The following is a 25,564-nucleotide window of genomic DNA, read 5'->3' as shown; positions in this document are numbered from 1 at the left end:
AACTAAGGATAGGTAAAATGTTAAGATCATTATACACAGCAGCATCAGGGATGGTGTCACAGCAAACTCAAATTGATGTTACTTCAAACAATATTTCAAATGTAAATACAGTTGGTTATAAAAAGTCTCGTGCAGAATTTGCAGATTTGATGTATCAAACTATGAAATACGCAGGTACTTCAACTTCAAGTACAACTAAACATCCAAGTGGTATAGAAGTAGGTCTTGGTTCAAGAGTAACTGCAATTAGTAAGATTTTTAGCGAAGGTAGTTTAAAACAAACTTCTACTGCAGGTCTTGATATGGCAATTGCTGGAAATAATGGATTTTTCCAAATTCAAATGCCTGATGGAACTATAGCTTATACTAGAAATGGTCAATTTACAAAGGATGCTGAAGGAAATATTGTAAATTCAGATGGTTATAGACTTTTACCTGAAATGACCATACCAGAAGATGCAACTGCTATAAATGTTGCAAGTGATGGAACTGTTTCAGTAATGCAGCCAGGAAATACTGCTGAAACCCAAATAGGTCAAATTGAGCTTGTAAATTTTATCAATCCAGCAGGATTACATGCTTTAGGGGATAATCTTTTGGTAGAAACTGATGCAAGTGGAGCTCCTATTGCAGGTATTGCAGGTGAAAATGGTTTTTCTCCTATTAAACACGGCTTTGTTGAGCTTAGCAATGTTCAACTTGTAGAAGAAATGACTGATCTAATCACAGGCCAAAGAGCTTATGAAGCAGGTTCAAAAGCAATTACTACAAGTGATGATATGCTTGGAATAGTAAATCAATTAAAACGCTAAATTAAATAGCGTTTTAATATGCAATATCTTTCTAAAAAATACTAAAAAACTCCTAAATATAGGTATTTACAAAATATTCTTTTTTTCTAATAAAAAATTAAAATAATTGTAGTAATATTGTATTTGCATGTTGAAAAAATATGCAAATAAAAAAATAAATGAGGTAAAACAATGAACAGAAGGGACTTCATTAAAAATACCGCTATTGCAAGTGCTTGCGGTGTTGCAGGTCTTAGTGTTCCAAGTAGTGTACTTGCAAATACTGAGAACAAATGGCGTTGGGATAAAGCTGTTTGTAGATTTTGTGGCACAGGATGTGGAATATTAGTTGCAAGTTTAGATGGTAAAATTGTTGCTGTAAAAGGCGATCCTGCAGCTCCAGTAAATCGCGGGTTAAATTGTATTAAAGGTTATTTTAATGCAAAAATTATGTATGGTGAAGATCGTTTAGTCACTCCTTTACTTCGTGTAAATGCACAAGGAGAATACGATAAAAACGGAAAATTCCAACAAGTTTCTTGGCAAAGAGCTTTTGATGAGATGGAAAAACAATTTAAAAAAGCTTACAAAGAAAAAGGCGTTGAGGGTATTGGAGTTTTTGCAAGTGGTCAATACACTATACAAGAAGGATATGCTGCTGCTAAGCTTGTAAAAGCTGGTTTTAGATCAAACAATATTGATCCAAATGCTAGACATTGTATGGCTAGTGCTGTTGTTGGTTTTATGCAAACTTTTGGAGTTGATGAGCCTTCTGGTTGTTATGATGATATAGAACTTACAGATACTATCATTACTTGGGGTGCGAATATGGCAGAAATGCATCCGATTTTATGGTCAAGAGTAAGTGATAGAAAATTGAGCAATTTAGATAAAGTTAAAATTGTAAATTTATCTACTTTTTCTAATAGAACTTCTCATATAGCTGATACTGAAATTATTTTTAAACCAAATACGGATTTGGCTATTTGGAATTATATAGCAAGAGAAATTGTTTATAATCACCCTGAAGCTATGGATAAAGAATTTATTGAAAAACATTGTATTTTTGCTACAGGTTATGCTGATATTGGTTATGGCATGAGAAATAATCCAAACCATCCTAAATTTAAAGCTAGTGAAAAAGATACAGTGGCTAAGCAAAATTCTATCATTTTAGATGATGAAGAAGCTGTTTCTTTAGCATATTTAGGTGTTAAAGCAGGTGATAAATTCGAAATGAAACACCAAAATACTCCTGATGCACATTGGGAAATTTCTTTTGAAGAATTTAAAAAAGCTTTAGAGCCTTATACGCTTGATTATGTAGCAAAGGTTGCTAAGGGCAATGAAGATGAAAGCATTGATGAATTTAAGAAAAAATTACAAGAATTAGCAAATTTATATATAGAGAAAAATAGAAAAGTTGTTAGTTTTTGGACCATGGGCTTTAATCAACACACTCGCGGTAGCTGGGTAAATGAACAAGCTTATATGGTGCATTTTTTACTTGGAAAACAAGCAAAACCAGGAAGTGGAGCTTTTTCTTTAACAGGTCAACCAAGTGCTTGTGGAACAGCAAGAGAAGTAGGGACATTCTCTCATCGTTTGCCTGCTGATATGGTTGTAGCAAATGCTAAACATAGAGAAATTTCAGAAAAAATTTGGAAAGTTCCTGCAAAAACCATTAATCCAAAACCAGGTGCACCTTATCTTAATATAATGAGAGATCTAGAAGATGGAAAAATTAAATTTGCTTGGGTTCAAGTAAATAATCCATGGCAAAATACTGCAAATGCAAATCACTGGATTAATGCTGCTAGAAATATGGATAATTTTATAGTTGTAAGTGATTGTTATCCAGGAATTAGTGCAAAAGTTGCTGATTTAATTTTGCCTAGTGCTATGATTTATGAAAAATGGGGTGCTTATGGTAATGCTGAAAGAAGAACTCAGCACTGGAAACAACAAGTTTTACCAGTAGGTGAAGCTATGAGTGATACTTGGCAAATTTTAGAATTTTCTAAACGCTTTAAATTAAAAGAAGTTTGGGATGAGACTAAGGTAAATGATAAATTGACTTTACCAAGTGTATTAGAAGAAGCTAAAGCTATGGGATATAGTGAAGATGATACTTTATATGATGTATTATTTGCCAATAAAGAAGCAAAATCTTTCAAAGCAAAAGATCCTATCGCAAAAGGATTTGACAATAGCGAAGTAAATGGCGATGAGAGAAAAGTTATCGGAAGTGATGGTAAAGAATTTGATGGATATGGGTTTTTTGTTCAAAAATATTTATGGGAAGAATATCGCAAATTTGGTTTAGGTCATGGACATGATTTAGCCGATTTTGACACTTACCATAAAGTAAGAGGTTTAAGATGGCCTGTTGTAAATGGCAAAGAAACTCAATGGAGATTTAATACTAAATTTGATTATTATGCGAAAAAAGCTGCTCCAAATTCAGATTTTGCTTTTTATGGTGAATTTGCAAAAGAATTACCAAAAGGCGATTTATTAGCTCCACAAACTCAAGAAAAGTATAGCTTAAAAAATAAAGCAAAAATTTTCTTTAGACCATTTATGAAAGCACCAGAAAGACCAAATGAAGAATATCCATTTTGGTTATGCACAGGTAGGGTGTTAGAGCATTGGCATAGTGGGACAATGACTATGAGAGTTCCTGAACTTTTCCGTGCAGTCCCTGAAGCGCTTTGTTATATGAATGAAGATGATGCTAAAAAAATGCAAATTGCTCAAGGTGATATAGTATGGGTACAATCACGCCGTGGTAAAGTAAAAGCAAGAGTGGATTTACGCGGTAGAAATCAACCATCTAAAGGACTTGTGTATGTGCCTTGGTTTGATGAGAATGTATATATAAACAAGGTTACGCTTGATGCGACTTGTCCATTATCTAAGCAAACTGATTTTAAAAAGTGTGCAGTAAAAATTACTAAAGCATAACAATGAGCAATAGAAGAGAATTTTTAGCTTTTAGCTTTAAACTTTTATGCATAGGCAGTGGCAGTGCATTTTTGGCAAGTTTAGCCATTAGCTCTGTTCAAGGATATTTTTTAAGACCTCCTGGAGCAGATGATGAGAAGAGATTTTTGTCAAAATGTATAAGATGTGGCCTTTGTGTGAAAGCTTGTCCTTATGATATTTTAAAATTAGCTACTTTGCAAGAAAAACCTGCAAATGGTACGCCTTATTTTATAGCTAGGAAAGATCCATGTAGGTTATGCGAAGATATCCCTTGTATTAGAGATTGTCCTACTGATGCGCTAGATCGTAAATATTTAGAGCAAAAAGATGGAATTTATAAAACAAAAATGGGCATAGCTATTATTGATAGTGCAAGCTGTGTAGCTTATTGGGGAATTCAATGTGATGCTTGTTATAGAGCCTGTCCTTTGATAGATAAAGCTTTAAAATTAGAATCAAAGCGTAATGATAGGACAGCAAAGCATGCATTTTTACTTCCTGTGGTTGATCATGAAGTTTGCGTAGGATGTGGATTTTGTGAAAAAGTTTGCATAACTCAAAAACCAGCTATTAAAATTTTACCTAGAGAATTTGTTTTAGGAGAAGCTGGAAATAACTACATTAAAGGTTGGGATGAAAAGGATGAGAAGCGTTTGCAAGATGTAAATACAGAGAAAAAATTTGACAAAAATAAAGCTAAAGATTATCTTAATGATGGAGAATTGTTATGAAATATCTTATTTTAAGAAGAATGGTGCAATTTTCTATTTTAATATTATTTTCTTTAAGTGCATGTAGTTTTATCTTAAAAGGAAATTTAAGCTCTTCGGTTTTATTTTCAACCATACCACTTAGCGATCCTTTTGCACTTTTACAACTTATGTTGGCAAGTTTGCAAGTGGATTTAGCAGTTTTAAGTGGAGCTTTGGTGATATTTTGCTTTTATGCTATTTTTGCTGGAAGAGCATATTGTGCTTGGGTTTGTCCTGTAAATATCATAACAGATTTTGCAAATTTTATTAGAATAAAATTTAAGCTTAGTCCGATAAAAACAATCAATGTAAATAAAAATTTGCGTTATTATGTATTGTTTTTGGTATTGCTTTTTTCTTTTATTTTATCTTTTCCTGTATTTGAAGAATTTTCTTATATAGGCATTATCCAAAGAGGGATTATATTTGGTGGAATTTCTTGGATATTTATAGCATTGATTATTTTTTGCATCGATGCTTTTTTAAGTCCTAGATTTACATGTTCTTATTTTTGTCCTTTGGGTGCTTTTTGGGCTTTAGTGTCTCGTTTTTCACTTTTAAAAGTAAGATATAATTTGCAAAAATGCACAAAATGCTATAAGTGTATTAATGTATGCCCTGAAAAACAAGTACTTTGGATGATAGGTAAAAAAGATCAAGATGTCACTTTAGGTGAATGTATAAGATGTGGAAGATGTATTGATGTTTGCGGTGATGATGCTTTAGGTTTTAGTATAATAAATTTAAGGAGAGAAAATGAAAAATAAAATCTTTTTATCCTTAGCAGCAGCTGTTTTTATAAGTGCATGTGGGTTTGCTGTTAATAGTGTTGATTCAAAAGATTTGGGTTTAAGAAAAACAAGTTTAGAAAGTGAAAATGTAAAATTATTAGATGTGAAGTATTCTCAAGCATCTGCAGGAGAAGCTGTTTTAATAGAAAGATCATTTGAAAATGCTCCTCCATTGATCCCGCATACTTTAGATGGTATGTTGCCTATAGTTAAAGATAACAATATCTGTTTAAGCTGTCATGATCAATCAGTTGCTAAAGATGTTGGTGCTACGCCACTTCCTAAGAGTCATTATTTTGATTTTAGAAAAAACAAATCTACTAAAGATATGATAAGCGAAGCTAGGTTTAATTGTACTCAATGCCATGTGCCACAAAGTGACGCAAAGCCTTTGGTAGGAAATAGTTTTAAAGCTCAATTTAAAAACGAAGAATTAAAGAAAAAATCTAATCTTTTAGATGTTTTAAATGAGGGTGTGAAATAATTTTTATGAGAGTAGTATTTTTCATCTTATTGGTTTGGGTTTGTGCATTTTCATATGAATTAAAACTAAATTCTAATCTAAATACTATAAAATTAGTAGATGAAAAACTACTTATAGGACTTGATAATGGAGAAATTTTAAGTTTCTCCATTAAAGATAAAAAAATTCATACTATCACCCAACTAGCTAAGATTAAAAATTTTTATGAAGAAAATGCTAATGCTAGAATTTATAGCATTGATTTTTTTAAAAATAGTATATTGGTTTTAAGCGAAGGAGATTTTGGTAGTAAAAATATAAATATTTACAAAGACAATCAATTAACAAGTTTTAAACTTTCAAATGATGGGGTAAAAAAAGCTTTGTTTTTGGATGAAAATACTATTTTGTTAGCTTTATTAGGATCTGGTATTGAAATTTTAGATTTGAAAACAAAAAATACTATTAAAAAATTTACTTTTTCTACTTCAAGCTTAAGCGATGTTGTTTTAAATGACGATAAAAATACTTTGGTTGCTGGTTTTGAAAGTGGCCAGATTATAGTTTTTGACTTAAAAAAATTTCAAATTGTGAAAAATTATAAAAATATACATAAAGATAATATTTATCAATTAGATTTTAAAAATAAAACCATAGTTAGCTGTGGAACTGATAGAAAATTAGGTATTGTAAAAAATGGTGAAGAAAAAAGCTTAGAAAGGGATTTTTTGATATACACTTGTGCTTTAAATTTTAATGCGAGTATAGCTATTTTTGGAGATAATGAAAAAAATACCATAGAACTTGTCGATACAAATACCTTACAAACTATAAAAACATTTCAAAATAAGGATTTTTTGTTAGAATATCTTATATTTTTAAATGATCATGAATTTATCAGTGCAGGTTATGAAAATACAATAATATTTTGGAGTATAAATGAATCTTTCTAGTGTTTTGATTGTAAGTAAAAAAGAAAAAATTGAACAAATTAAAGAAAAAATTGAAAAAGTTCCATTTTGCAGTGTGGAATTGGTTCAAGATGATAAGATTGTTGTGATAATAGAAAGTGAAAATTTAGAAGATGAATTAAGTGCTTATAAAAATTTAGAAAAACTTGATGATATTATAAGTATTAATATGGTTTTTTCCTATCAAGATTTAGATGAAGAAAGAGAAAAAATTTTAAAAGCAAATTTTCAAGCAGATGATTTTAATGAAAAACTAAAAAAAGACAATCTAGAATATTATGGTAATATCTATAAAAAGTTTTAGTGTATGGTGTTTTTAATTCCTATATTTGTGATTATAGTTTCCGTTTTTGTTATTGATCATATTTATTTTTCTAAGGAAAATGAAATTGCTAAAGCCAATCACCAGCAAAAAACCAAAGATGATTTAAAAAATGAAAAACAACAATATATTGAAAATATTCTTAATCAACATAAGTAATTTTTAATCTAATGATGCAAATTTCTTACAAAAAAATCTTTTGGATTAATGTTTTTATAGTAATTGTCGTTGCTTTAAATCTTAGAGCACCTATAACCTCTTTAGGACCTATGATAGAACATATCAAAGAATATTATAACATCAACTCAGCTTTAGCAGGAATGCTTACAGCTTTACCTTTAATCGCCTTTGGTTTTGTTTCGTTTTTTGTATCATATTTTTCTCAAGTTAGAGCTTTATTGTTTGCTTTATTGTTAATTTTAATAGGAGAGATTATACGCAGCTATGGAGGAAAAATAGGTTTATTTTCGGGTGTGTTTTTTATAGGTAGTGGTATAGCTATTGCAAATGTTTTATTACCTAGTTTTATTAAAGAAAAATTTTCGAAAAAATCTTCCAATATCATGGGGCTATATAGTTTATTTTTGGGAATTTCTTCTATTGTTGGAGTAGCTTTATCTTTGCCTTTGTTAAATATTTTTAATATTAAAGAAGCAATGATTTTTTGGATAATTTTTGCATTTTTAGCAATTATTTTTTATCTACCTCATTTAAAAAATAAAAGATTAATCCGAAATCAAAATAAAAAATATATTAATTTAGATATTTTCAAAAGCTTAGATGCTTGGAAAATAACTATATTAATGGGGCTTCAAAGTTTTTTATCCTATAGTCTTTTTGCATGGCTTAGTGTGATAATAAGTCAAAAAGGTTATGATATTGGTTTTGGTTCTAATATTTTATTATTATCTCAAATCATAGGTCTTCCTGTGGCTTTTTTAACTCCTGTAATTTTAGGAAAAATTCAATACAAAATTAGAATTTTTTATATTTTATCTTTAAGTATTGCGTATTTTTTGAGTTTTTGTATGCTTTTGTTTTTTGATTCTAAAGTTGCTTTATTTTGTGTTGCATTTTTAATAGGATGTGGATCAAGTGGTATTTTTACTATAACTTTGCTTTTAATAGCTACCAAAAGTTCAAACACAGCCATAGCAGCAAAACTTTCTGCAATGTCACAAGGGATAGGGTATTTAATAGCAGCTCAAGCTCCTTGGGTTATAGGGATTTTTCATGATAAATTTGGAAATTTTAATTTTGGTTTATTATTATTGATTTTGGTTGGAATTTTGTTGAATATTTTTGTATTTTTAGCTTATAATGCAAAGGTAATCAAATAAAATTAAAATTATATTAAATACTTTTTAGATAATATTTATAAAATTATAATTTGTAGGTTTTATATGAGATACACAGTTACTGAAGCGTCAATATATGAGGCACAAGGACTTAAAAGCGAAGCTTTGGAAATATATAAAAATATTTTAAAACAAGATCCACAAAATAAAAATGCTATTGATGCGATTAGAAGATTAAGCGGATTGCGTTCAAATCATGAAGATTTAAATTATGAAATGCTTGATTTTTTTGTAAATATGAAAAGCGAAGAAGAAATTAATGAATTTAAAAGGTGGTTAATAAAACTATGAATATCGAAGATTTAGCAAAAAAAGCAATTAGTGAAGTAAATTTAGAGCTTGATAACAAAAATACCAAAAACGATGAATTTGCTCCTATGGTAGAAGAAATTCCTCAAGTCCAAGAAGAACCAAAAGAGCAAGATATGCAAATCAAAGAAGAGCTTAATAAAGTAACACAAGAGCTCATGCAAGAACTTGATCAATTAGAAGTAAAAATTGCTGAAGAAAAACCTGTTTTAAAGATCGAAGAACTTGTTGCAAAAGAAGAACCTATACAAAATAATGAAGAGTTTTTTCTAAAAAATCTTAGAGAAAGAATTTTAGTATTGTTTGAAGGTTTAAAAAACACCAAAGATGAACATTTAGAAAAGAGATTAGATATAACTATAACTTTTTTAGAGTTTTTACTTGCAAAAATTGAAGATAGACTTAAAAAATAACAACGATTTTTTAAGCATCAAAAAAATCTTACAACCTCATACTAAAAGAGCATATTTAGTAGGAGGTTGTGTAAGAAATTCTTTTTTAAATTTACCCAGCAATGATTATGATATAGAAATTTATGATATAGATCCTTTAAAATTTGATCATTTAATGACACAACTTGGCGCAAAAGGTTTTGGAAAAAGTTTTTTTGTGTATAAATATAAAAATTTTGATCTTGCGCTTGCAAGATATGAAAATAAAACTTCTATAGGCCATAAAGGCTTTGAAGTTAAAATTTGCAATGATGAAAAAGATGGTGCAAAAAGAAGAGATTTTACTCTTAATGCTTTGATGGTTAATATCTTTGATTATAAATTTTATGATTTTTATGATGGTTTGAAAGATTTAAATTTAAAAATATTAAGACATATAAATGATGAAAGCTTTATAGAAGATAGTTTGAGAATTTTGCGTGCTATTTCTTTTGCTTGTCGTTTTGATTTAAATATAGCTGATACTACTTTAGCTTTAATGCAAAATATGGATATTAGCGATCTTTCAAGAGAAAGAATCAATGAAGAGCTTTATAAAATTTTTAAAACTTCAAATTTAGACAAAGCTTATGAATTTTTTCAAATTTTAAATTTAGAAGATAAAATTTTTTATTATAAAAGTTATAATGATCAAAATTTTAAAGCATTGCTTGGTATGAGTCAAAAATACATCAAAGATGAGGCTTTGTTTTTATATTTGTATTTAAATTTTTTTCAAATTTCAAAAGATGATTTTTTTAAAAAAACTAAAATCAAAAAAGAATTTTTTAAAAAAAGCGAACAAAAATTTATTTTAGATAAAATAAGTGATTTTGATTTGGCTACAATTGCTTTAGAAATTAAGCTTTGTGATTGGCTAGGTCTGTGGAATAAAGAGCGTATCGAGCAAGCTAGGAAAATAAGATTATTTGATAAAAAATTTGAAAATAAGATTTGTGCTAAAGATTTAATAAAACAAGGTTATATTGGAAAAGATCTTGGAGTAAAACTTCGCGAGAGTAAGCTTGAAGAAATTAAAAAATATTTAAAGGAGTTAGTGTGAAAGAGTATATTTTAAAAATTTCTTGTAGTGATGAAAAAGGTTTGATTTATAGAATTTCAGATGTGATTTTTAAATATAGGATAAATATTGTTAAAAACGATGAATTTGTCGGCGAGGAAAGATTTTTCTTTAGAGCCCACTTAGAAGGAGAGCTTGACTTACAAGCTTTTAAAGGAACTTTAGAAGCAGTTTTACCAAATGATGCTTTGATAGAAATTTGTGAAAAAAGAAAAAAAGATATCATTGTTTTTGCTACTAAAGAAACACATTGTCTTGGAGAATTATTAATCCGTCATTTTAGCAATGAATTTAATGCTAATATCAAAGCTGTAATAGCAAATTATGATATTTTAAAGCCTTTAGTGGATAAATTTAGCATCCCTTTTCATACCATAGAAGCTCAAAATTTAACCAGAGAAAATCATGAAGAAAAAATACTTGAGTGTTTAAGTCAATATGAATTTGACTATATAGTATTGGCCAAATATATGAGAATTTTATCTCCTTCTTTTGTGCAGCATTTTGAAGGAAAAATCATTAATATCCATCATTCTTTTTTACCAGCTTTTATAGGAGCAAACCCATATAAACAAGCATATGAGCGAGGTGTTAAGATTATTGGAGCGACTGCGCATTTTGTTAATAATGATTTAGATGAAGGTCCTATCATCACTCAAGATGTCATTCCTGTAACACATGAATATTCTTGGCAGATGATGCAGCAAGCTGGTCGTAATGTCGAAAAAAATGTTTTATCAAAAGCTTTAGATCTTGTCTTTGATGATAGGATTTTTATTTATAATAATAAAACAATAGTATTTTAAATTGATGCCCAAAATGGCATCAATTTAGCAAGAATAACAAGTTTTAAATTCATAAGCAGTCGGTCGAGCTTCAACTGGCCAAACTTGAGTTTCAAATTTCATATGCTGATAATCATCTATAAAAACATCACTCATTACAGGTTTTAAGAAAGCATTTTTACGAATTAATGCTTCAAGCGAACCTCTTAAAGTGTGAGGAAGTTGCTCTATACCTTTTTCTCTGATTTCATCTAAAGTTAAAGCAAAAAGATTTTCATCCATTGGTCCAACTGGTTTTGTTTGATTTTTAATACCATCAAGTCCAGCCATCAATAAACTTGTAAAAGCTAGATAAGGATTTGCGGTATTATCTGGAAATCTTATTTCTATCCTAGCGCTTTTTTCATTGATTCCATAAGGCACGCGACAACTTGCTGAGCGATTTTGACAAGAATAGGTTAAAATACAAGGAGCCTCAAAGCCAGGGACTATTCTTTTGTATGAATTTGAACTTGGATTTGTAAAGGCAGCAACACTCCTAGCATTAGCCAAAATACCACCTATGTAATTAATAGCACATTGACTTAATTTCCCATACCCATCTTTATCATAAAATAAATTTACTCCATCTTTCCAAAGACTCATATGCACATGCATACCATTTCCATTATCACCATATAAAGGTTTTGGCATGAAAGTAGCAGTTTTTCCATTTAGATGAGCAACCATTTTTACAACATATTTATAAATTTGAACATTATCTGCTGCTTCAACTAGATTTCCAAATTCTACTCCAATTTCTGCTTGTCCTTGAGCTACTTCATGATGATGAACAAAAACTTTTAATCCAACTCTTTCTAAAACCTGAACCATTTCAGAGCGTATATCTACACTAGAATCAATTGGTGAAACAGGGAAGTATCCACCTTTATTTCTAGGTCTATGGCCAGTATTATAACTATCTGTGAAATCTTTATTATCGTTCCATTCTCCTTCTTCTGTATCTACTTCATATTTTGAGCAATTTGGAGAATCTATAATTTTTACATCATCAAAGATGAAAAATTCATTTTCAGGGCCAAAATAAGCACTATCTGCAATGTTGCTATTGGCTAAATATTCCATCGCTTTTTTTGCAATACTTCTAGGACATTTTTCATACATTTGTCCTTTATAGATATCATAAACATCGCAAATTACAATGATAGTTGGATCAGCAGTGAAAGGATCTAAAAATGCACTTTTTACATCAGGTTTTAAAATCATATCAGACTTTTCTATCGGTTGCCATCCATGCAAAGAACTAGCATCAAAAGGAATTCCATTTTTAAAAGTATCCTCATCTACTGCTTTGATATTGTATGTGATATGATGCCAAGTTCCTATCATATCTGTAAATCTAAAATTAACAAACAAAACTTCATGCTCTTTGCAATATCCAAAAAATTCTTCCACATTTTTTACAAATTTTCCCATCTTGCTTTCCTTATTAAAATGAACAAATTTATAGATGTATAAATCTAAATTTCAAAATTGTAGTATATTTTTTTTAAATTAAGTTTAAATTAATATAATTTTTATAAGCAAATGTAAAAATTATATTTTTATTATTAAAATTTAAAATAATTTTTAAAAATTAATCGCGTAATTATAATTTTTATAATATAATCTCGAATTATTTTTAATCACAACAAAAGGTGTAAGATGACTCAAGAAGAATTAGATGCTTTAATGAATGGTTCTGATGATTTAGATCTTGATTCTGTAGAAACAAAGGAAGAAAAACCGGAAACAGATTGCGAGGATGAAGAAAAAAACAAAAAAATGGTCGATGATATGATGAGTGGCGATTATAAAGCAAGAGCAGATATGGCTTGGCCACCACCACCACCAAGTAAAGAACATAAAGTTGTGCATCAGCTTGATGATGTTACAAGAGATAGTGAGATTAAAGCTACTGAAATGATGGAAAAGCTTGAGGCTATCAATGACTTTTTTGCAAATTCTGAGAATGATCTTTGTGTTATTAGCGACGCTTTAAATAAAAATATTGATATTTTTGAAAAATTAAATGCTAAATTTCCAAATGTAGCAAGTTTTAAAGAAGCTATTGATACAAATAATAATGCTAAAAATATTATTGATGAGATTACAGGTTGTTTGCAAACTGGTCAAGATGAGGTGATGATGGCTATGGATGCTATGCAGTATCAAGATATACATCGTCAAAAAATCGAACGCGTTATAAATGTAATGAGAGCTTTAAGTAGATATATGAGTAGTTTATTTGAAGGTAAAATTGATGATGAAAAACGCGTTGGATCTGCGGTGCATATTGAAGGTGACACAACTGCAGATGTTGTAAGTAATGATGATATAGAGGCTTTGATCGCTAGTTTAGGAAAAAAATGATTATTCCTGAGATTGTTTCTCCAGCAGGAAATTTTACTAAATTAAAAATTGCATTAGCTTATGGTGCTGATGCAGTTTATGCTGGTGTGAATAATTTTTCATTAAGAGCAAGAACTGCTCGAGATTTTACCTATGATAGTTTTAAAGAAGCTATTGATTATACTCATTCTAGGGGTAAAAAAATTTATGTGACTATCAATGGTTTTCATTTTAGTTCTCAAATTGAAGGTTTAAAAAGACATATTTTAAAACTAAAAGAAATGAAACCTGATGCTTTTATTGTTGCTTCAGTTGGAGCGATGCGATTGGTTAAGGAGTTAGCTCCTGAGATCAATCTTCATGTTTCCACTCAAGCAAATATCTTAAACTATCTTGATGCAAAAGTCTATAAAGATATGGGTGCAAAGCGTGTTGTGATAGCAAGAGAGCTTGGTTTAAAAGATGCTAAGGATTTAAAAAATAATTGCGATATCGAACTAGAAAGTTTTGTTCATGGTTCTATGTGTTTTGCATATTCTGGAAGGTGTTTAATCTCATCAGTACAAAGTGGTCGTATGAGCAATCGTGGTTCGTGTGCAAATGATTGTAGATTTAATTACGAACTTTACGCTAAAAATCCACAAACTAACACCTTGTTTAGGCTCGAAGAAGATGAAAATGGAACGCATATTTTTAATTCTAAAGATTTAAATTTAAGTTCTTATATACAAAAAATTATGCAAGAAAATTGTATTAATGCATTTAAGATAGAAGGTCGTACAAAAAGTGAGTATTATGTTGCTTTAACAACTAGAACTTACAAAATGGCTGTAGAAGATGTGCTTAATGATACTTTTGAAGCAAATAAATATGAAAAAGAAATTCAAACCTTAAAAAATAGAGGTTTTACGGATGGATATTTGGTTTCAAGAGCTTATGAAAAGACTGATTCTATTAATCACGACACTAGTATAGAAGAGGGAACTCACCAAGTTCATGCTATTAGTGAAGATGGCGAATTTTTTAAATGCAAAGGTAAAATACAATTAAATAAAGAATATGAAATTTTAACTCCTATAAATAGTAAAATTGAATTAGGAGATAATAAAATAGGCATAACTTATCAAAAAGATGGAAAAAATTTTGTAGTTTTTAAACAATTATTGGCAAAAAACAATAAAGAATTTCAAGAAATTCATAGCGGCAATGAAAATGAAATTTATTTACCATTTAAGCTTCCAGAATTTAGCTTTTTAAGAAGGAATATCGAGTGAAATTTGTATCGGTATTAATGGGAAGCAAAAATGATTATGATGTTATAAAAGAAGCTTTGAGAATATTTGATGATTTTGGTGTAAAATATGAAGTTTTAATCACTTCAGCTCATAGAAGCCCTCAAAGAACTCAAGAGTATGTTAAAGAAGCAGAAGTTAAAGGTGCTAAAGTATTTATCGCTGCAGCTGGTATGGCTGCGCATTTAGCAGGAGCGGTTGCTGCACATACAACCAAACCTGTTCTTGGTGTGCCAATATCAGGGAGTAATTTAGTAGGTATGGATTCTTTGTTTTCAACTGTTCAAATGCCAAGTGGAATTCCTGTTGCTACGCTAGCTATTGGCAAAGCTGGAGCGATTAATGCTGCATATTTAGCTATCCAAATTTTAGCAATTAATGATGAAAATTTAGCTAGCAAATTATTAGAAGATAGAATAAAACAGCAAGAAAAATTAAGCAAAGATTCTAGTCAAATAGAAATTTTTCTTTAAGGAAATTACATGCAAACTTATTTAGAATTAAAAGAATTTTGTCAATTAGTCCATTTGTCTGAAGATGTAGTCAAAGGAATGATGGCAAAAGGAGCTTTAAATTTTAAAGATGAAGATGGAAAAATTTATATCGAAGCAAATCAAGGAACCTTTAGTGTTGTTCCAACAGCTTCTAATCATCAACCTGCTATGGTAAATTCTATGACTTTAGCTGGAGAAAGTTTTGTAGAAAAAACCATTGGAACTATTTTAAATTTACATGAAAAAGTTTTAGATGCTAAAGATGAAACCTTAGAAGCTTTAAAAAGTGAAAATAAATTTTTAAAAGATGCTCTTTATTCAATGCAAGAATTATACGATGCAGATAGAAAAACTATTGAAACTTTAAATTTAGAGCTAAAACATGCTAGAGATGAAATAGAATTTTTAAAACGAAAATATAAAATGATGTGGAATAAAACAGTAGATCTTTATGCAAATACCCAAGAAAAACCAGAGGAAATAAACTAATGATGACTTTTTCAAAAATGATTTTAACCTTGCAGGAGTATTGGCAAAAACAAGGTTGTGCGATTATGCAACCTTATGATTTTCCAGCAGGAGCAGGTACTTTTCATCCAGCCACCTTTTTAAGAAGTTTAGGAAAAAAACCTTGGGCAGCTGCTTATGTGGCTCCAAGTAGAAGGCCAACTGATGGTAGATATGGTGAAAATCCTAATAGATTGGGTGCTTATTATCAATTTCAAGTTTTAATGAAGCCAAGTCCTGACAATATCCAAGAATTATATTTAAAAAGTTTGGAAAATTTAGGTTTTAATTTAAAGTCTCATGATATTCGTTTTGTAGAAGATAATTGGGAGAGTCCTAGTTTGGGAGCTTGGGGCTTAGGATGGGAGGTTTGGCTTGATGGTATGGAAGTAACTCAATTTACTTATTTTCAACAAGTTGGCGGGATAGCTGTTGATTTGGTGAGTGCTGAAATTACCTATGGTCTTGAAAGAATCGCAATGTATTTGCAAAATGTAGATAATGTATATGATATAATTTGGAATGAATTTAATGGTGAAAAAATTACCTATCATGATGTGCATAAACAAACAGAATATGAATTTAGCAAATACAATTTTGAAATCAGTGATGTGCAAATTTTAAATTCTCAATTTGAAAATGCTTACAAAGAATGTAAAAATGCGCTTGAAGCAAAACTTGCTTTGCCTGCATATGATTATTGTATGTTAGCTGCGCATACTTTTAATTTACTTGATGCAAGAGGTGCTATATCGGTAACCCAAAGACAAGATTTTATGTTAAAAATTAGAGAATTATCTAAAAATTGTGCTTTAATTTATAAAGAAAATTTAAATGAAGATTAAAATAAAAGAAATTTATGATCATCTTAATTTTATAAGTCCTTTTGATACTCAAAGTTCTTGGGATAATAGTGGATTATTAATTGGAAATTTAAATGATAAAGTGACTAAAATTTATCTTAGTTTAGATATAGATGAGTATTTGCTTGATAAAGCTTGTGAAAATTCTTTATTTATTGTTCATCATCCTTTGATTTTTAAAGGTATTAAACACATTAGTGGTAATTTGTATCCTCAAAATTTAATTACCAAAATGATACAAAAAAATATAGCTTTAATTGCCATGCATACTAATTTTGATTTAAGTCATTTAAACGAATATTTTACTGAGCAAATTTTAGGCTTAAGTGTATATAGCAAAGAGGATTTTTTAATTTATTGTGAAGTAGATTTTACTTTTGAAGATTTTGTATTTTATGTAAAAGAAAAATTAAATATAGAACATTTAAGAGTGGTTCAAACAAAAAATAATCAATTAAAAAAAGTTGCTATTTGCACTGGAAGTGGTGGAGATTTGATTGCAAATATAAAAGCAGATTGTTTTTTAAGCGGTGATTTTAAATACCATCAAGCTTTAGAAAGCTATCATAATAATTTAAATTTAATTGATATAGGTCATTATGATAGTGAAAAATATTTTGGAGAGATTTTGGCAAGACATTTGCAAAAATTTCCTTTAGAAGTTATAATATCAGTTTCAAAAAATCCATTTCAATATTTTTAAGGATAAAATAAATGAATAAATATTTAGATCAACTCATAGTTTTATCGCAAATCGATAAAGAATTAGATGGTTTTACGCTTAAAGTAGATGAAGCTACTAAAAAATTAAAAGAAAAGCGTTTAATGCTTGATAAAACAGAAGAAGAAATTTGCACATTTGATAAAGATATTAAAGATATAGAAAATCAAAAAAGTCAAAACAATAACCATATCGCAGAATTTGGTGAGAAAATTAAAGAAATTTCTAAAAAAAGTGCTGCTGTTAAAACAGAAAAAGAAGCAAATGCTTTAAAAATCGAAGAAGATATAGCTAAAGAGCAATTAGATGCAGCTAATGAGGAAATTGAAAGATTAGATAAAATTTTAGAAAACAAAGAAAAATTCAAACAAGAATTGCAAGCAAAGAAAATTCAGCTAGAAGAAGAAGTGGAAAAAATTGAAGTTGATACCAAGGCAGTTCTGGTAGATATAGAAAAAGAAAGATTAGAAATTTATGATAAAAAAGTAAAACTTGTTGGAGAAATCAATCAAAAAGTTTTAACTTTTTATGAAAAAATTAGAAAATGGGCACATAATAGTGCTGTGGTTCCTGTAAAAAAACATGCTTGTTATGGATGTTTTATGAGAATTTATGATAAAACTTATCTTGCAGTTTTAAAAGGTGATGAAATAGTTACTTGTCCACATTGTGGTAGAATTTTATATAAAGAAAAAGAAGAAAATCAAAATTGATTTTTTTTTATTATGCTCTTGCTGTAATACTTTATGTTATTGCAGCACCTTTTTTACTAATTTTAAGTTTTTATAAAGATAAATATAAAATCTCTTTAAAATCTCGTTTTTTTCTTTACAAAAATTTAAAACAAGAATACGCAGATCTCCATTTTCATGGGTGTTCTTTTGGTGAGATAAAAAGTATGCGCTTTTTGTTTAATCATTTTAATAATTTTAGAATTTCTACTATCACAAACACAGGCTTTAGTGAAGCTTTAAAATATACGCATAAAGTTAATTTTTTGCCATTTGAAATTTTTATTCCTTTTTGGATGAAACCTTGTAAGGTTTTAGTGATATTTGAAGCTGAACTTTGGTTGATACTATTGTTTATGGCTAAATTTTTTAATGCAAAAGTTATTTTAATTAATGCTAGAATCAGTGATAGATCTTATTTTAAGTATAAAAAATTTAACTTTTTTTATAAAGTACTTTTTAGATATATCGATGAAGTATTTGCTCAAAGCTTAAAAGATAAAGAAAGACTTCAAGAGCTTGGTGCAAAAAATGTCATAGCATATAAAAATATTAAAATTATCAATAAAAACAAAAAAGATAAAAAATTTGAAAAATTAAAATCTAGATTGATAGTTCTTGCAAGCACTCATGAAAACGAAGAAAAAGCACTTCTTTCTAAAATCAAACTAGAACAAAATGATAAGCTAGTTCTTGTACCAAGACATCCTGAGCGTTTTGAGATGGTAGAGAAAATTTTATTAGATTTTTGTAAAATCAATGGTTATGGTATGCAAAAATTTTCACAACTTGATTTAAAATCAAATGATTTGCAAAGTGTTTTTTGCGAAAAATGTTTATTGCTTGATTGTTTAGGTGAGCTTGAAAATTTTTATAGTATTAGTGATATTGTTTTTTTATGTGGTTCTTTTGAAAAAAATATTGGAGGGCATAATCCAATTGAGGCTGCTAAATATGAAAATATTATTATTTCAGGAAAATATTTTTTTAATCAAGAAGCTTTGTATAATGAAGTTGAAAATATTTATATTTGTCAAAATTTAGATGAAATTAAAAACATTTTAACTCAAAATTTAACTTGTGCAAAAATTAAACATCAAGGTGATTTAACAGAGATTATTCAAAGCATAAAAGAAGGTGTAAATGCAAGATAAAGCGTATAAATTATTAGCTATACAAGAAAAAATTTCTAACAACCAAGCAAAAGAACTTATAGATAATGGTTGTGTTTTTGCAATGGGTAAAAAAGTAGTTATTGCTAGGGCTTTGATGAATGTAAAAATAAAATTTGTCGTTCATAAAATAAAAAAAGCAAAAATATTATTTGAAGATGATAATATCATTGTTTTAAATAAACCATTTGGACAAATTAGTGAAAATTTAGAAAATATTTTTAATGCAAAATTGATTAATAGACTCGATAAAGAAACAAGTGGAGTATTGCTTTTAAGTAAAAATGAAGAATTTAGATTAAAATGTATTAATGAATATAAAAAGCAAAATGTTTATAAAAGTTATTTAGCCATTGTAGATGGAGTAATAGCTGAAGAAATAGAAATTTGTGAAAAAATTTCTACCCATAAAGGTAGCAACGGGGCTTTTAGTAAAATTGATAAATTTGGTTTAGAGGCGATAACTTATGTTGAACCTTTGATGGTTAATGCCAAAAAAACACTGATTAAAGCCATTATAAAAACGGGTAGAACTCATCAAATTAGAGTGCATTTAAATCATATAAAACATGGTGTTATTGGTGATGAAAAATATGCTAAAAATATTTCATCAAGAATGTTTTTACATAGCTATGAAACAAAAATTTTTGATTATACTTTTAAAGCATTACTGGATGAAAGCTTTAATGTGTATGGATTTGAAATAAAAAATTTAAATTTTTAAAGGCGTTTAAAGCTAAAAGAAAATATAATTAAATCTTAATTTGAAAAAAGGGAAAGAAGTGTTTGAGATAGTTAGCGAATCATTTAAATCTGCAGTAAATAAACTCCGTTTTGTAGATGATGAAAAAGCCTTAAAAAACGCACTAGATACTTTAAAAAAAGCCCTTTTAAAAGCAGATGTTCATCATAAAGTAACAAAAGAACTATTAAATTTAGTAGAAAACGATCTTAAAACAAATGGTATAGGCCAAAAACAATTCTTAGATTCTATAAAAAAGAATTTAGAAGATATACTTAGTGTTAAAGGTAAAAATCAAGGCTTTGTCTTTGCGGTTAAACCTCCTACTGTTGTATTAATGTGTGGTTTGCAAGGTGGTGGTAAAACTACTAGCACTGTAAAACTTGCTAATTATTTAAAATTAAGACATAAAAAAGTTTTAGTTGCTGCGTGTGATTTGCAAAGACTAGCAGCAGTTGAACAGCTTAGACAATTAACTCAAGCTAATGAAATTGATCTATTTTTTATTGAAAATGAAAATAATCCTTTAAATGTAGCAAAACAAGCTTTAGAAAAAGCAAGAAAATCAATGTATGATGTTTTGCTTGTTGATACTGCTGGTCGTTTAGCAATTGATACGGCATTAATGGATGAGTTAAAAGAAATAAAAAATATTTTAACTCCTGATGAAATTTTTTATGTTGCTGATGCAATGAGTGGTCAAGATGGGGTAAAAACAGCTACAACCTTTAATGAAATGTTAAATCTTACTGGGGTTGTTTTAAGTAAATTTGATGCTGATACTAAAGGCGGCGTTGCCTTAGGTATTGCAAGGCAAATTAATGTGCCTTTAAGATTTATAGGTGTTGGTGAAAAAGTCGCAGATTTGGAAATTTTCATTCCTGATAGAATTGTTAATCGTATCATGGGCGAAGGTGATTTAGCAACTTTGGCCGAAAAAACAGCTGCAATTATAGATGAAAAAGAAGCTAAAATTTTAAATAAGAAAATCAAAAAAGGTGAATTTAACTTTAATGACTTTTTAAATCAAATGGAAAGTGTGAAAAAACTTGGAAGTATGAAATCAATCATAGGTATGATCCCAGGATTGTCTTCTATGGCTAGTAGTATTAAAGATATTGATTTGGATAATTCTAAAGAAATTATACATATTAAAGCCATGATTTCTTCTATGACTCCAAAGGAAAGAGAAAATCCTGATTTGTTAAATAATGCTAGAAAGCGTCGTATCGCAGAAGGTGCAGGTTTATCTCAAATGCAAGTTAATCGTTTTTTAAAACAATTTAGTAATGCAGCAAAGTTAGCTAAGAAATTTTCCAATAAAAAAGGAATGGAAAATTTTATGAATATGTTAGCTCAAGCTAAAAGACCTCAATAATTAAATTTTTTTTATGGATATATGAGCTAAAATATCTATAACAAAAATTTAATTTTTAGGAGTATTAAATGACAGTGATTAGACTTACAAAAATGGGCCGTAAAAAAAGACCATTTTATCGTATAGTTGTAACTGATAGTAGAAAAAGAAGAGATGGTAGCTGGATTGAAAGTATAGGTTATTATAATCCTATGGTTGAACCTGAAGTGGTAAAATTTGACGCTGAGCGTTTGGCTTATTGGAAAAGCGTTGGTGCTAAATTAAGCGATAGAGTAGCTGCTATTACAAGTAAATAATATATGATTGAAAATTTTTTAAGAGAATATGCAAAATTAATTGTTGATTTTCCTGAAAAAATAAACATTACAAGACAAAATTTAGAAAATGATTTTGCTGAAATTATTATTTATGTAGATCCTGTAGATACTGGTAAGCTTATAGGGAAAAATGGAAAATTAATTAATGCTATAAAAACAGTGATTATGGCTTATAAAGTCAAGGATGCTACATCTTATCGTATAACGGTAAAAGCTATTGAAGAATGATTTGGTTCAAGTTGCTAAACTTGGCAAAAGCGTTGGCTTAAAAGGTTATTTAAAATTACACAATTTAAGTGATTTTTTTGAGCAGTTTAAACGAGGTGCTAAATTTTTTGATATCAATCAAAAAATTTACACTATTAAAGATTTTGATCAAAACAAATCTTTAGTTTTATTTGAAAATTATGAAAATTTAGATTTGGCTAAAACTTTAACAAATACTATGCTTTATCAAACCAAAGAATTTACAAAACAAAATTGCATTTTAGAAAAAGATGAATATTTTTATTTTGATATTATTGGATGTGAGATTATTGAAGATGATAAAAAAATAGGTATTGTTGAAGATATTTTAGAAAATGGCATAGGATTTTTATTTTTAGTTAAAAGTGAAGATGAGCTAATCAAACAATCTTTAGCAAAAAAATTTTATATTCCTTATGTGGATAAATACATTCAAAAAATCGATATTGAAAATAAAAAAATTTTTACTAAGTATGCCTTAGAATTGCTAGAAAATTCATGAATTTTTCTTTTGTAAGTCTTTTTCCACAATTAATCAGTTTTTATTTTGAAAGTTCTATATTATCAAAGGCAAAAGACAAACAAATTCTCCAATTTAATTATATCAACCCTAGAGATTTTACTAAAAATAAGCATTTAAAAGTAGATGATAAAAAAATAGGCGGTGGAGCTGGCCTTTTAATGCAAAATCAACCAATGTTTGATTGCTTAGAAAGCATTAAACAAAAAGATGACAAAGTTCATTTTGTCTTTGTTTTACCTTGCGGGAAGCCTTTTAGACAAGTTGATGCTAAAAGACTTGCAAAAAAAGAACATATTTGTTTTGTTTGTAGTAGATATGAAGGTATTGATGAAAGAGTTGTGGAAAATTTTGCAGATGAGATTTTTTCTATAGGAGATTTTATTCTCACCGGTGGAGAGCTTGCGTCTTTGGTAATGTGTGATGCTATTAGTAGAAATATTCAAGGTGTATTAGGTAACCTTGAAAGCTTAAATGAAGAAAGTTTTGAAAATAATCTTTTAGAAGCCCCTTCTTTCTCAAAACCATTTGTATATGAGCAAAATAATAAAAAATTTTATGTGCCTTCAGAGTTTTTAAAGGGAAATCACGCTAAAATTACAGCTTTAAAAACTACTATGGCGTCTTGCAAAACGAAGTTTTTTCGTCCTGATTTGTATCAAAAGCATGAACGCAAATTTTAAGGAATATCATTATGAAAAATAAATATATTGAGCAGTTTGAACAAAAACAAATTGAAGGTAAAAATGTTCCAGAATTTCGTGCTGGAGATACTTTAAGACTTGCTATTCGTATTAAAGAAGGCGACAAAACAAGAATTCAAAATTTTGAAGGTATCTGCATAGCTCGTAGAGGTAATGGTGTAGATGAAACTTTCATTGTTAGAAAAATCGGTGCTAACAATGTTGGAGTAGAAAGAATTTTCCCTATTTATAGTGAAAGTTTAGAAAGTATTACTGTTTTAAGAAGAGGTCGTGTTCGTCGTGCGAGATTATTCTATTTAAGAGATAGAAGAGGTAAGGCTGCTCGTATTAAAGAACTTAAGAAATAATTTGAAATTTAAAACCAGTCCTTATCAAGTTGTATCTTGGGATGAGGATTTTAAAGAAGGTATAAATATTTCTAAGAAAATAGAAAACGAATATACTAAAGAAATCTGCATAAATATTTCAAAAGGTAGTTTTATGAAAGATCATAAAGCTCCTTTTGCTATCACTATACAAGTTTTAAAAGGTTTGATTGATTTTAAAGTTGCAAAAGAGCAAGTTAGATTGAAAGAATTAGATAGTATTAGTTTAAAGGCTAATGAGATACATAATCTTTTTGCATTAGAAAATTCCATTGTTCGTTTGACTTTATATAAACACGATACCATCAAACGCGTTGAAAATGTTTTAAAAATTTAAGTTTATTTTATATAATCTTGATTATTGTAAGTATTTAAGGATGATATATGAAATGGACGAAGAATTCTTGGAGAAATTATCAAATCAAGCAACAACCTATTTATAAAGATCAAACACGATTAAATCAGATTATTGCTAAATTAGAAAAACTTCCACCTTTGGTTTTTGCAGGTGAGGTTGATATGTTAAAAAAAGATTTGGCAAAGGTAAGTGAAAAAAAAGCTTTTTTACTTCAAGGCGGTGATTGTGCTGAGAGTTTTGTAAATTTTGGCGCTGATAATATTCGAGATATGTTTAAGGTTATGCTACAAATGGCTATAGTTTTAACCTTTGCAGGATCTTGTCCTATTGTAAAAGTAGGGCGTGTTGCAGGACAATTTGCTAAACCTAGAAGCAGTGATTTTGAAGAGCAAAATGGTTTAAAGCTTCCAAGCTATAGAGGTGATATTATCAATGGATTTGAATTTGATGAAAATTTAAGAGAACCTGATCCACAAAGAATGCTTGAGGCTTATTATCAAAGTGCAACGACTTTAAATTTATTAAGAGCTTTTTCAAAGGGTGGTTTAGCTGATTTAAGAGTGGTGCATAAATGGAATTTAGGTTTTTTAAAAAAAGCTGAGTTGGATAAAAAATATGAAGAACTTAGCGAAAAAATTACCCAAGCATTGGCTTTTATGCAAGCTTGTGGGATTATTGATTCTCCAAATTTGTCTCAAACTGCTTTTTATACATCACATGAAGCTTTACTTTTGCCATATGAGGAAGCTTTAACAAGGGTTGATAGTTTAAGTGGAAAAATTTATGATTGTTCTGCGCATATGCTATGGATAGGAGAAAGAACAAGAAATCCTAATGAAGCTCATGTGTATTTTTTAAGTGGGATTCAAAATCCTATCGGTGTTAAAATAAGCTCTAAATTTGATATTGATGAGATTAAAAAACTTAGTTTTATGTTAAATCCAAGTAATGATTTAGGTAGGTTAAATTTCATTATTCGTATGGGGCATGATGAGATAGAAAAATCTTTGCCTAAACTATTTAAAGAATTAAAAAAAGAAGGATTAAATATATTATATAGTATTGATCCAATGCATGCAAATACAGTAAAATCGGGCAATTTTAAAACAAGAGAATTTGATAAAATCATGAAAGAATTATGCTCGTTTTTTGAAATTGCTATAAGCGAGGGTGTGTATCCTGGTGGAGTGCATTTGGAAATGACTGGACAAAATGTTACTGAGTGTGTGGGTGGTAGTTTAAATGTGACTCAAGAAGAGCTTTTTAAACGCTATGAGACACAATGTGATCCAAGATTAAATGCTGATCAAGCATTGGAATTAGCATTTTTGATAGCAGATTTGCTAAAAAAAGCAAGATTAAATTGATGTGAAATTTTTAAAGGAAGAAAATGTTGAAATTTTATGGTATAAAAAATTGTAATAGTGTAAAAAATGCTATTGAGTTTTTAAAATCAAAACAAATTGAATTTGAATTTTTAGATATAAAAAAATTAGATGAAAAAACTTTAGATTTTTGGCTTGGCAAAAGAGATGTTTTAGAATTTATAAATACAACCGGAATGACTGCTAGAAAATTAGGTATTAACAAAGAAAGATTGCTTAGTTTAAATTTAGAAGAAATTAAAAGCATTATTTTATAAAATCCAACGCTGATAAAAAGACCTATTGTTGTAGGTAATGATAAAGTATTAATTGCTAAAGAGTATCAAAATTTATAGT

At 28.8% G+C, this 25,564-nt stretch carries 30 protein-coding genes and 2 pseudogenes; 31 read left to right on the top strand and 1 reads right to left on the bottom strand.

Annotated elements, in window-relative coordinates; all coding sequences use genetic code 11:
- Positions 1-17: 17 nt before the first annotated feature.
- From flgG to purU, 13 genes are all read left to right on the top strand, one after another.
- A complete protein-coding gene (gene flgG / locus CVOLT_RS05040; protein WP_039665727.1) occupies positions 18-812 on the top strand; it encodes a flagellar basal-body rod protein FlgG in 795 nt (264 codons plus the stop codon).
- Positions 813-983: 171 nt separating this feature from the next.
- The gene (napA, locus tag CVOLT_RS05035) at positions 984-3,758 is read left to right on the top strand and encodes a periplasmic nitrate reductase subunit alpha (protein WP_039665726.1); all 2,775 of its coding nucleotides are present in this window, start codon (positions 984-986) and stop codon (positions 3,756-3,758) included.
- 2 nt (positions 3,759-3,760) lie between these two features.
- Positions 3,761-4,510: a ferredoxin-type protein NapG gene (gene napG, locus CVOLT_RS05030; protein WP_039665725.1), complete on the top strand. Its 750-nt coding sequence runs from the start codon at positions 3,761-3,763 to the stop codon at positions 4,508-4,510.
- A complete protein-coding gene (napH, locus tag CVOLT_RS05025; RefSeq protein ID WP_039665724.1) occupies positions 4,507-5,298 on the top strand; it encodes a quinol dehydrogenase ferredoxin subunit NapH in 792 nt (263 codons plus the stop codon). The genes napG and napH overlap by 4 nt, the downstream gene beginning before the upstream one ends.
- Entirely contained in the window at positions 5,288-5,806 is a 519-nt protein-coding gene (locus CVOLT_RS05020) for a periplasmic nitrate reductase, small subunit, cytochrome c550 protein (RefSeq protein ID WP_039665723.1), read from the top strand. Before napH ends, CVOLT_RS05020 begins: the two co-directional genes overlap by 11 nt.
- Before the next feature lie 5 nt (positions 5,807-5,811).
- A complete protein-coding gene (locus CVOLT_RS05015) occupies positions 5,812-6,738 on the top strand; it encodes a nitrate reductase accessory protein (RefSeq protein WP_039665722.1) in 927 nt (308 codons plus the stop codon).
- Positions 6,725-7,060: a chaperone NapD gene (locus CVOLT_RS05010; RefSeq protein WP_039665721.1), complete on the top strand. Its 336-nt coding sequence runs from the start codon at positions 6,725-6,727 to the stop codon at positions 7,058-7,060. The genes CVOLT_RS05015 and CVOLT_RS05010 overlap by 14 nt, the downstream gene beginning before the upstream one ends.
- Positions 7,061-7,063: 3 nt before the next feature.
- Positions 7,064-7,237 (top strand): hypothetical protein, encoded by a 174-nt coding sequence (locus CVOLT_RS07930; RefSeq protein ID WP_158336551.1) that lies wholly within the window; start codon positions 7,064-7,066, stop codon positions 7,235-7,237.
- Between the two features lie 11 nt (positions 7,238-7,248).
- On the top strand, positions 7,249-8,418 hold the full coding sequence (locus CVOLT_RS05005; RefSeq protein ID WP_235362395.1) for an MFS transporter: 1,170 nt from the start codon (positions 7,249-7,251) through the stop codon (positions 8,416-8,418).
- 63 nt (positions 8,419-8,481) lie between these two features.
- Positions 8,482-8,727, top strand: coding sequence for a hypothetical protein (locus CVOLT_RS05000; RefSeq protein WP_039665720.1), 246 nt, complete (start codon positions 8,482-8,484; stop codon positions 8,725-8,727).
- Complete coding sequence (ciaD, locus tag CVOLT_RS04995) at positions 8,724-9,158, top strand: effector protein CiaD (protein ID WP_039665719.1); 435 nt, start codon at positions 8,724-8,726, stop codon at positions 9,156-9,158. The genes CVOLT_RS05000 and ciaD overlap by 4 nt, the downstream gene beginning before the upstream one ends.
- On the top strand, positions 9,127-10,239 hold the full coding sequence (locus tag CVOLT_RS04990; RefSeq protein WP_039665718.1) for a multifunctional tRNA nucleotidyl transferase/2'3'-cyclic phosphodiesterase/2'nucleotidase/phosphatase: 1,113 nt from the start codon (positions 9,127-9,129) through the stop codon (positions 10,237-10,239). The genes ciaD and CVOLT_RS04990 overlap by 32 nt, the downstream gene beginning before the upstream one ends.
- Positions 10,236-11,063: a formyltetrahydrofolate deformylase gene (gene purU, locus CVOLT_RS04985; protein WP_039665717.1), complete on the top strand. Its 828-nt coding sequence runs from the start codon at positions 10,236-10,238 to the stop codon at positions 11,061-11,063. Before CVOLT_RS04990 ends, purU begins: the two co-directional genes overlap by 4 nt.
- 24 nt (positions 11,064-11,087) lie before the next feature.
- Here purU and glnA read toward each other — a convergent pair whose 3' ends face one another.
- Positions 11,088-12,518: a type I glutamate--ammonia ligase gene (gene glnA, locus CVOLT_RS04980; protein ID WP_039665716.1), complete on the bottom strand. Its 1,431-nt coding sequence runs from the start codon at positions 12,516-12,518 to the stop codon at positions 11,088-11,090.
- Positions 12,519-12,746: 228 nt separating this feature from the next.
- Here glnA and CVOLT_RS04975 point away from each other — a divergent pair, with 228 nt between their 5' ends.
- The 18 genes and pseudogenes from CVOLT_RS04975 (at position 12,747) to CVOLT_RS04890 (ending at position 25,563) form a co-directional block, all read left to right on the top strand.
- Positions 12,747-13,454 (top strand): hypothetical protein, encoded by a 708-nt coding sequence (locus CVOLT_RS04975; RefSeq protein ID WP_039665715.1) that lies wholly within the window; start codon positions 12,747-12,749, stop codon positions 13,452-13,454.
- On the top strand, positions 13,451-14,707 hold the full coding sequence (locus tag CVOLT_RS04970) for a peptidase U32 family protein (protein ID WP_039665714.1): 1,257 nt from the start codon (positions 13,451-13,453) through the stop codon (positions 14,705-14,707). Before CVOLT_RS04975 ends, CVOLT_RS04970 begins: the two co-directional genes overlap by 4 nt.
- Positions 14,704-15,198: a 5-(carboxyamino)imidazole ribonucleotide mutase gene (gene purE, locus CVOLT_RS04965; RefSeq protein ID WP_039665713.1), complete on the top strand. Its 495-nt coding sequence runs from the start codon at positions 14,704-14,706 to the stop codon at positions 15,196-15,198. The genes CVOLT_RS04970 and purE overlap by 4 nt, the downstream gene beginning before the upstream one ends.
- A 9-nt stretch (positions 15,199-15,207) precedes the next feature.
- Positions 15,208-15,708, top strand: a complete 501-nt coding sequence (locus tag CVOLT_RS04960; protein WP_039665712.1) for a DUF3972 domain-containing protein — start codon at positions 15,208-15,210, stop codon at positions 15,706-15,708.
- A gap of 2 nt (positions 15,709-15,710) precedes the next feature.
- Positions 15,711-16,571: a glycine--tRNA ligase subunit alpha gene (gene glyQ / locus CVOLT_RS04955; protein WP_039666288.1), complete on the top strand. Its 861-nt coding sequence runs from the start codon at positions 15,711-15,713 to the stop codon at positions 16,569-16,571.
- Positions 16,567-17,292, top strand: coding sequence for a Nif3-like dinuclear metal center hexameric protein (locus CVOLT_RS04950; protein ID WP_039666287.1), 726 nt, complete (start codon positions 16,567-16,569; stop codon positions 17,290-17,292). Before glyQ ends, CVOLT_RS04950 begins: the two co-directional genes overlap by 5 nt.
- A 167-nt stretch (positions 17,293-17,459) precedes the next feature.
- Positions 17,460-18,023 (top strand): annotated as a pseudogene (locus tag CVOLT_RS04945) (zinc ribbon domain-containing protein); the annotation flags it as partial.
- A complete protein-coding gene (waaA, locus tag CVOLT_RS04940; RefSeq protein ID WP_039665710.1) occupies positions 18,020-19,195 on the top strand; it encodes a lipid IV(A) 3-deoxy-D-manno-octulosonic acid transferase in 1,176 nt (391 codons plus the stop codon). The pseudogene CVOLT_RS04945 and the gene waaA, both read left to right, overlap by 4 nt.
- Positions 19,185-19,937, top strand: a complete 753-nt coding sequence (locus tag CVOLT_RS04935) for a pseudouridine synthase family protein (protein ID WP_039665709.1) — start codon at positions 19,185-19,187, stop codon at positions 19,935-19,937. The genes waaA and CVOLT_RS04935 overlap by 11 nt, the downstream gene beginning before the upstream one ends.
- A gap of 58 nt (positions 19,938-19,995) precedes the next feature.
- Positions 19,996-21,333 carry a signal recognition particle protein gene (gene ffh / locus CVOLT_RS04930; protein ID WP_039665708.1) on the top strand — a complete coding sequence of 446 codons (1,338 nt, stop codon included), beginning with the start codon at positions 19,996-19,998 and terminating at the stop codon, positions 21,331-21,333.
- A 68-nt stretch (positions 21,334-21,401) separates the two neighbouring features.
- Positions 21,402-21,629 carry a 30S ribosomal protein S16 gene (rpsP, locus tag CVOLT_RS04925; RefSeq protein ID WP_012661702.1) on the top strand — a complete coding sequence of 76 codons (228 nt, stop codon included), beginning with the start codon at positions 21,402-21,404 and terminating at the stop codon, positions 21,627-21,629.
- 3 nt (positions 21,630-21,632) lie between these two features.
- On the top strand, positions 21,633-21,878 hold the full coding sequence (locus CVOLT_RS04920) for a KH domain-containing protein (RefSeq protein ID WP_039665707.1): 246 nt from the start codon (positions 21,633-21,635) through the stop codon (positions 21,876-21,878).
- Positions 21,868-22,398, top strand: a complete 531-nt coding sequence (rimM, locus tag CVOLT_RS04915; protein WP_039665706.1) for a ribosome maturation factor RimM — start codon at positions 21,868-21,870, stop codon at positions 22,396-22,398. The genes CVOLT_RS04920 and rimM overlap by 11 nt, the downstream gene beginning before the upstream one ends.
- A complete protein-coding gene (trmD, locus tag CVOLT_RS04910) occupies positions 22,395-23,099 on the top strand; it encodes a tRNA (guanosine(37)-N1)-methyltransferase TrmD (RefSeq protein WP_039665705.1) in 705 nt (234 codons plus the stop codon). Before rimM ends, trmD begins: the two co-directional genes overlap by 4 nt.
- 11 nt (positions 23,100-23,110) lie before the next feature.
- Positions 23,111-23,467, top strand: coding sequence for a 50S ribosomal protein L19 (rplS, locus tag CVOLT_RS04905; protein ID WP_012661698.1), 357 nt, complete (start codon positions 23,111-23,113; stop codon positions 23,465-23,467).
- Position 23,468: 1 nt separating this feature from the next.
- Positions 23,469-23,822: a cupin domain-containing protein gene (locus CVOLT_RS04900; RefSeq protein WP_039665704.1), complete on the top strand. Its 354-nt coding sequence runs from the start codon at positions 23,469-23,471 to the stop codon at positions 23,820-23,822.
- Between the two features lie 47 nt (positions 23,823-23,869).
- Complete coding sequence (locus CVOLT_RS04895; protein WP_039665703.1) at positions 23,870-25,210, top strand: class II 3-deoxy-7-phosphoheptulonate synthase; 1,341 nt, start codon at positions 23,870-23,872, stop codon at positions 25,208-25,210.
- A 26-nt stretch (positions 25,211-25,236) separates the two neighbouring features.
- Positions 25,237-25,563, top strand: a pseudogene (locus CVOLT_RS04890) (arsenate reductase family protein).
- The last annotated feature ends 1 nt before the right edge of the window (position 25,564 follow it).

This window comes from Campylobacter volucris (assembly GCF_008245045.1).
Taxonomy (GTDB): Bacteria; Campylobacterota; Campylobacteria; order Campylobacterales; family Campylobacteraceae; genus Campylobacter_D; species Campylobacter_D volucris.
This window is presented reverse-complemented; position numbering and strand designations above follow the sequence as displayed.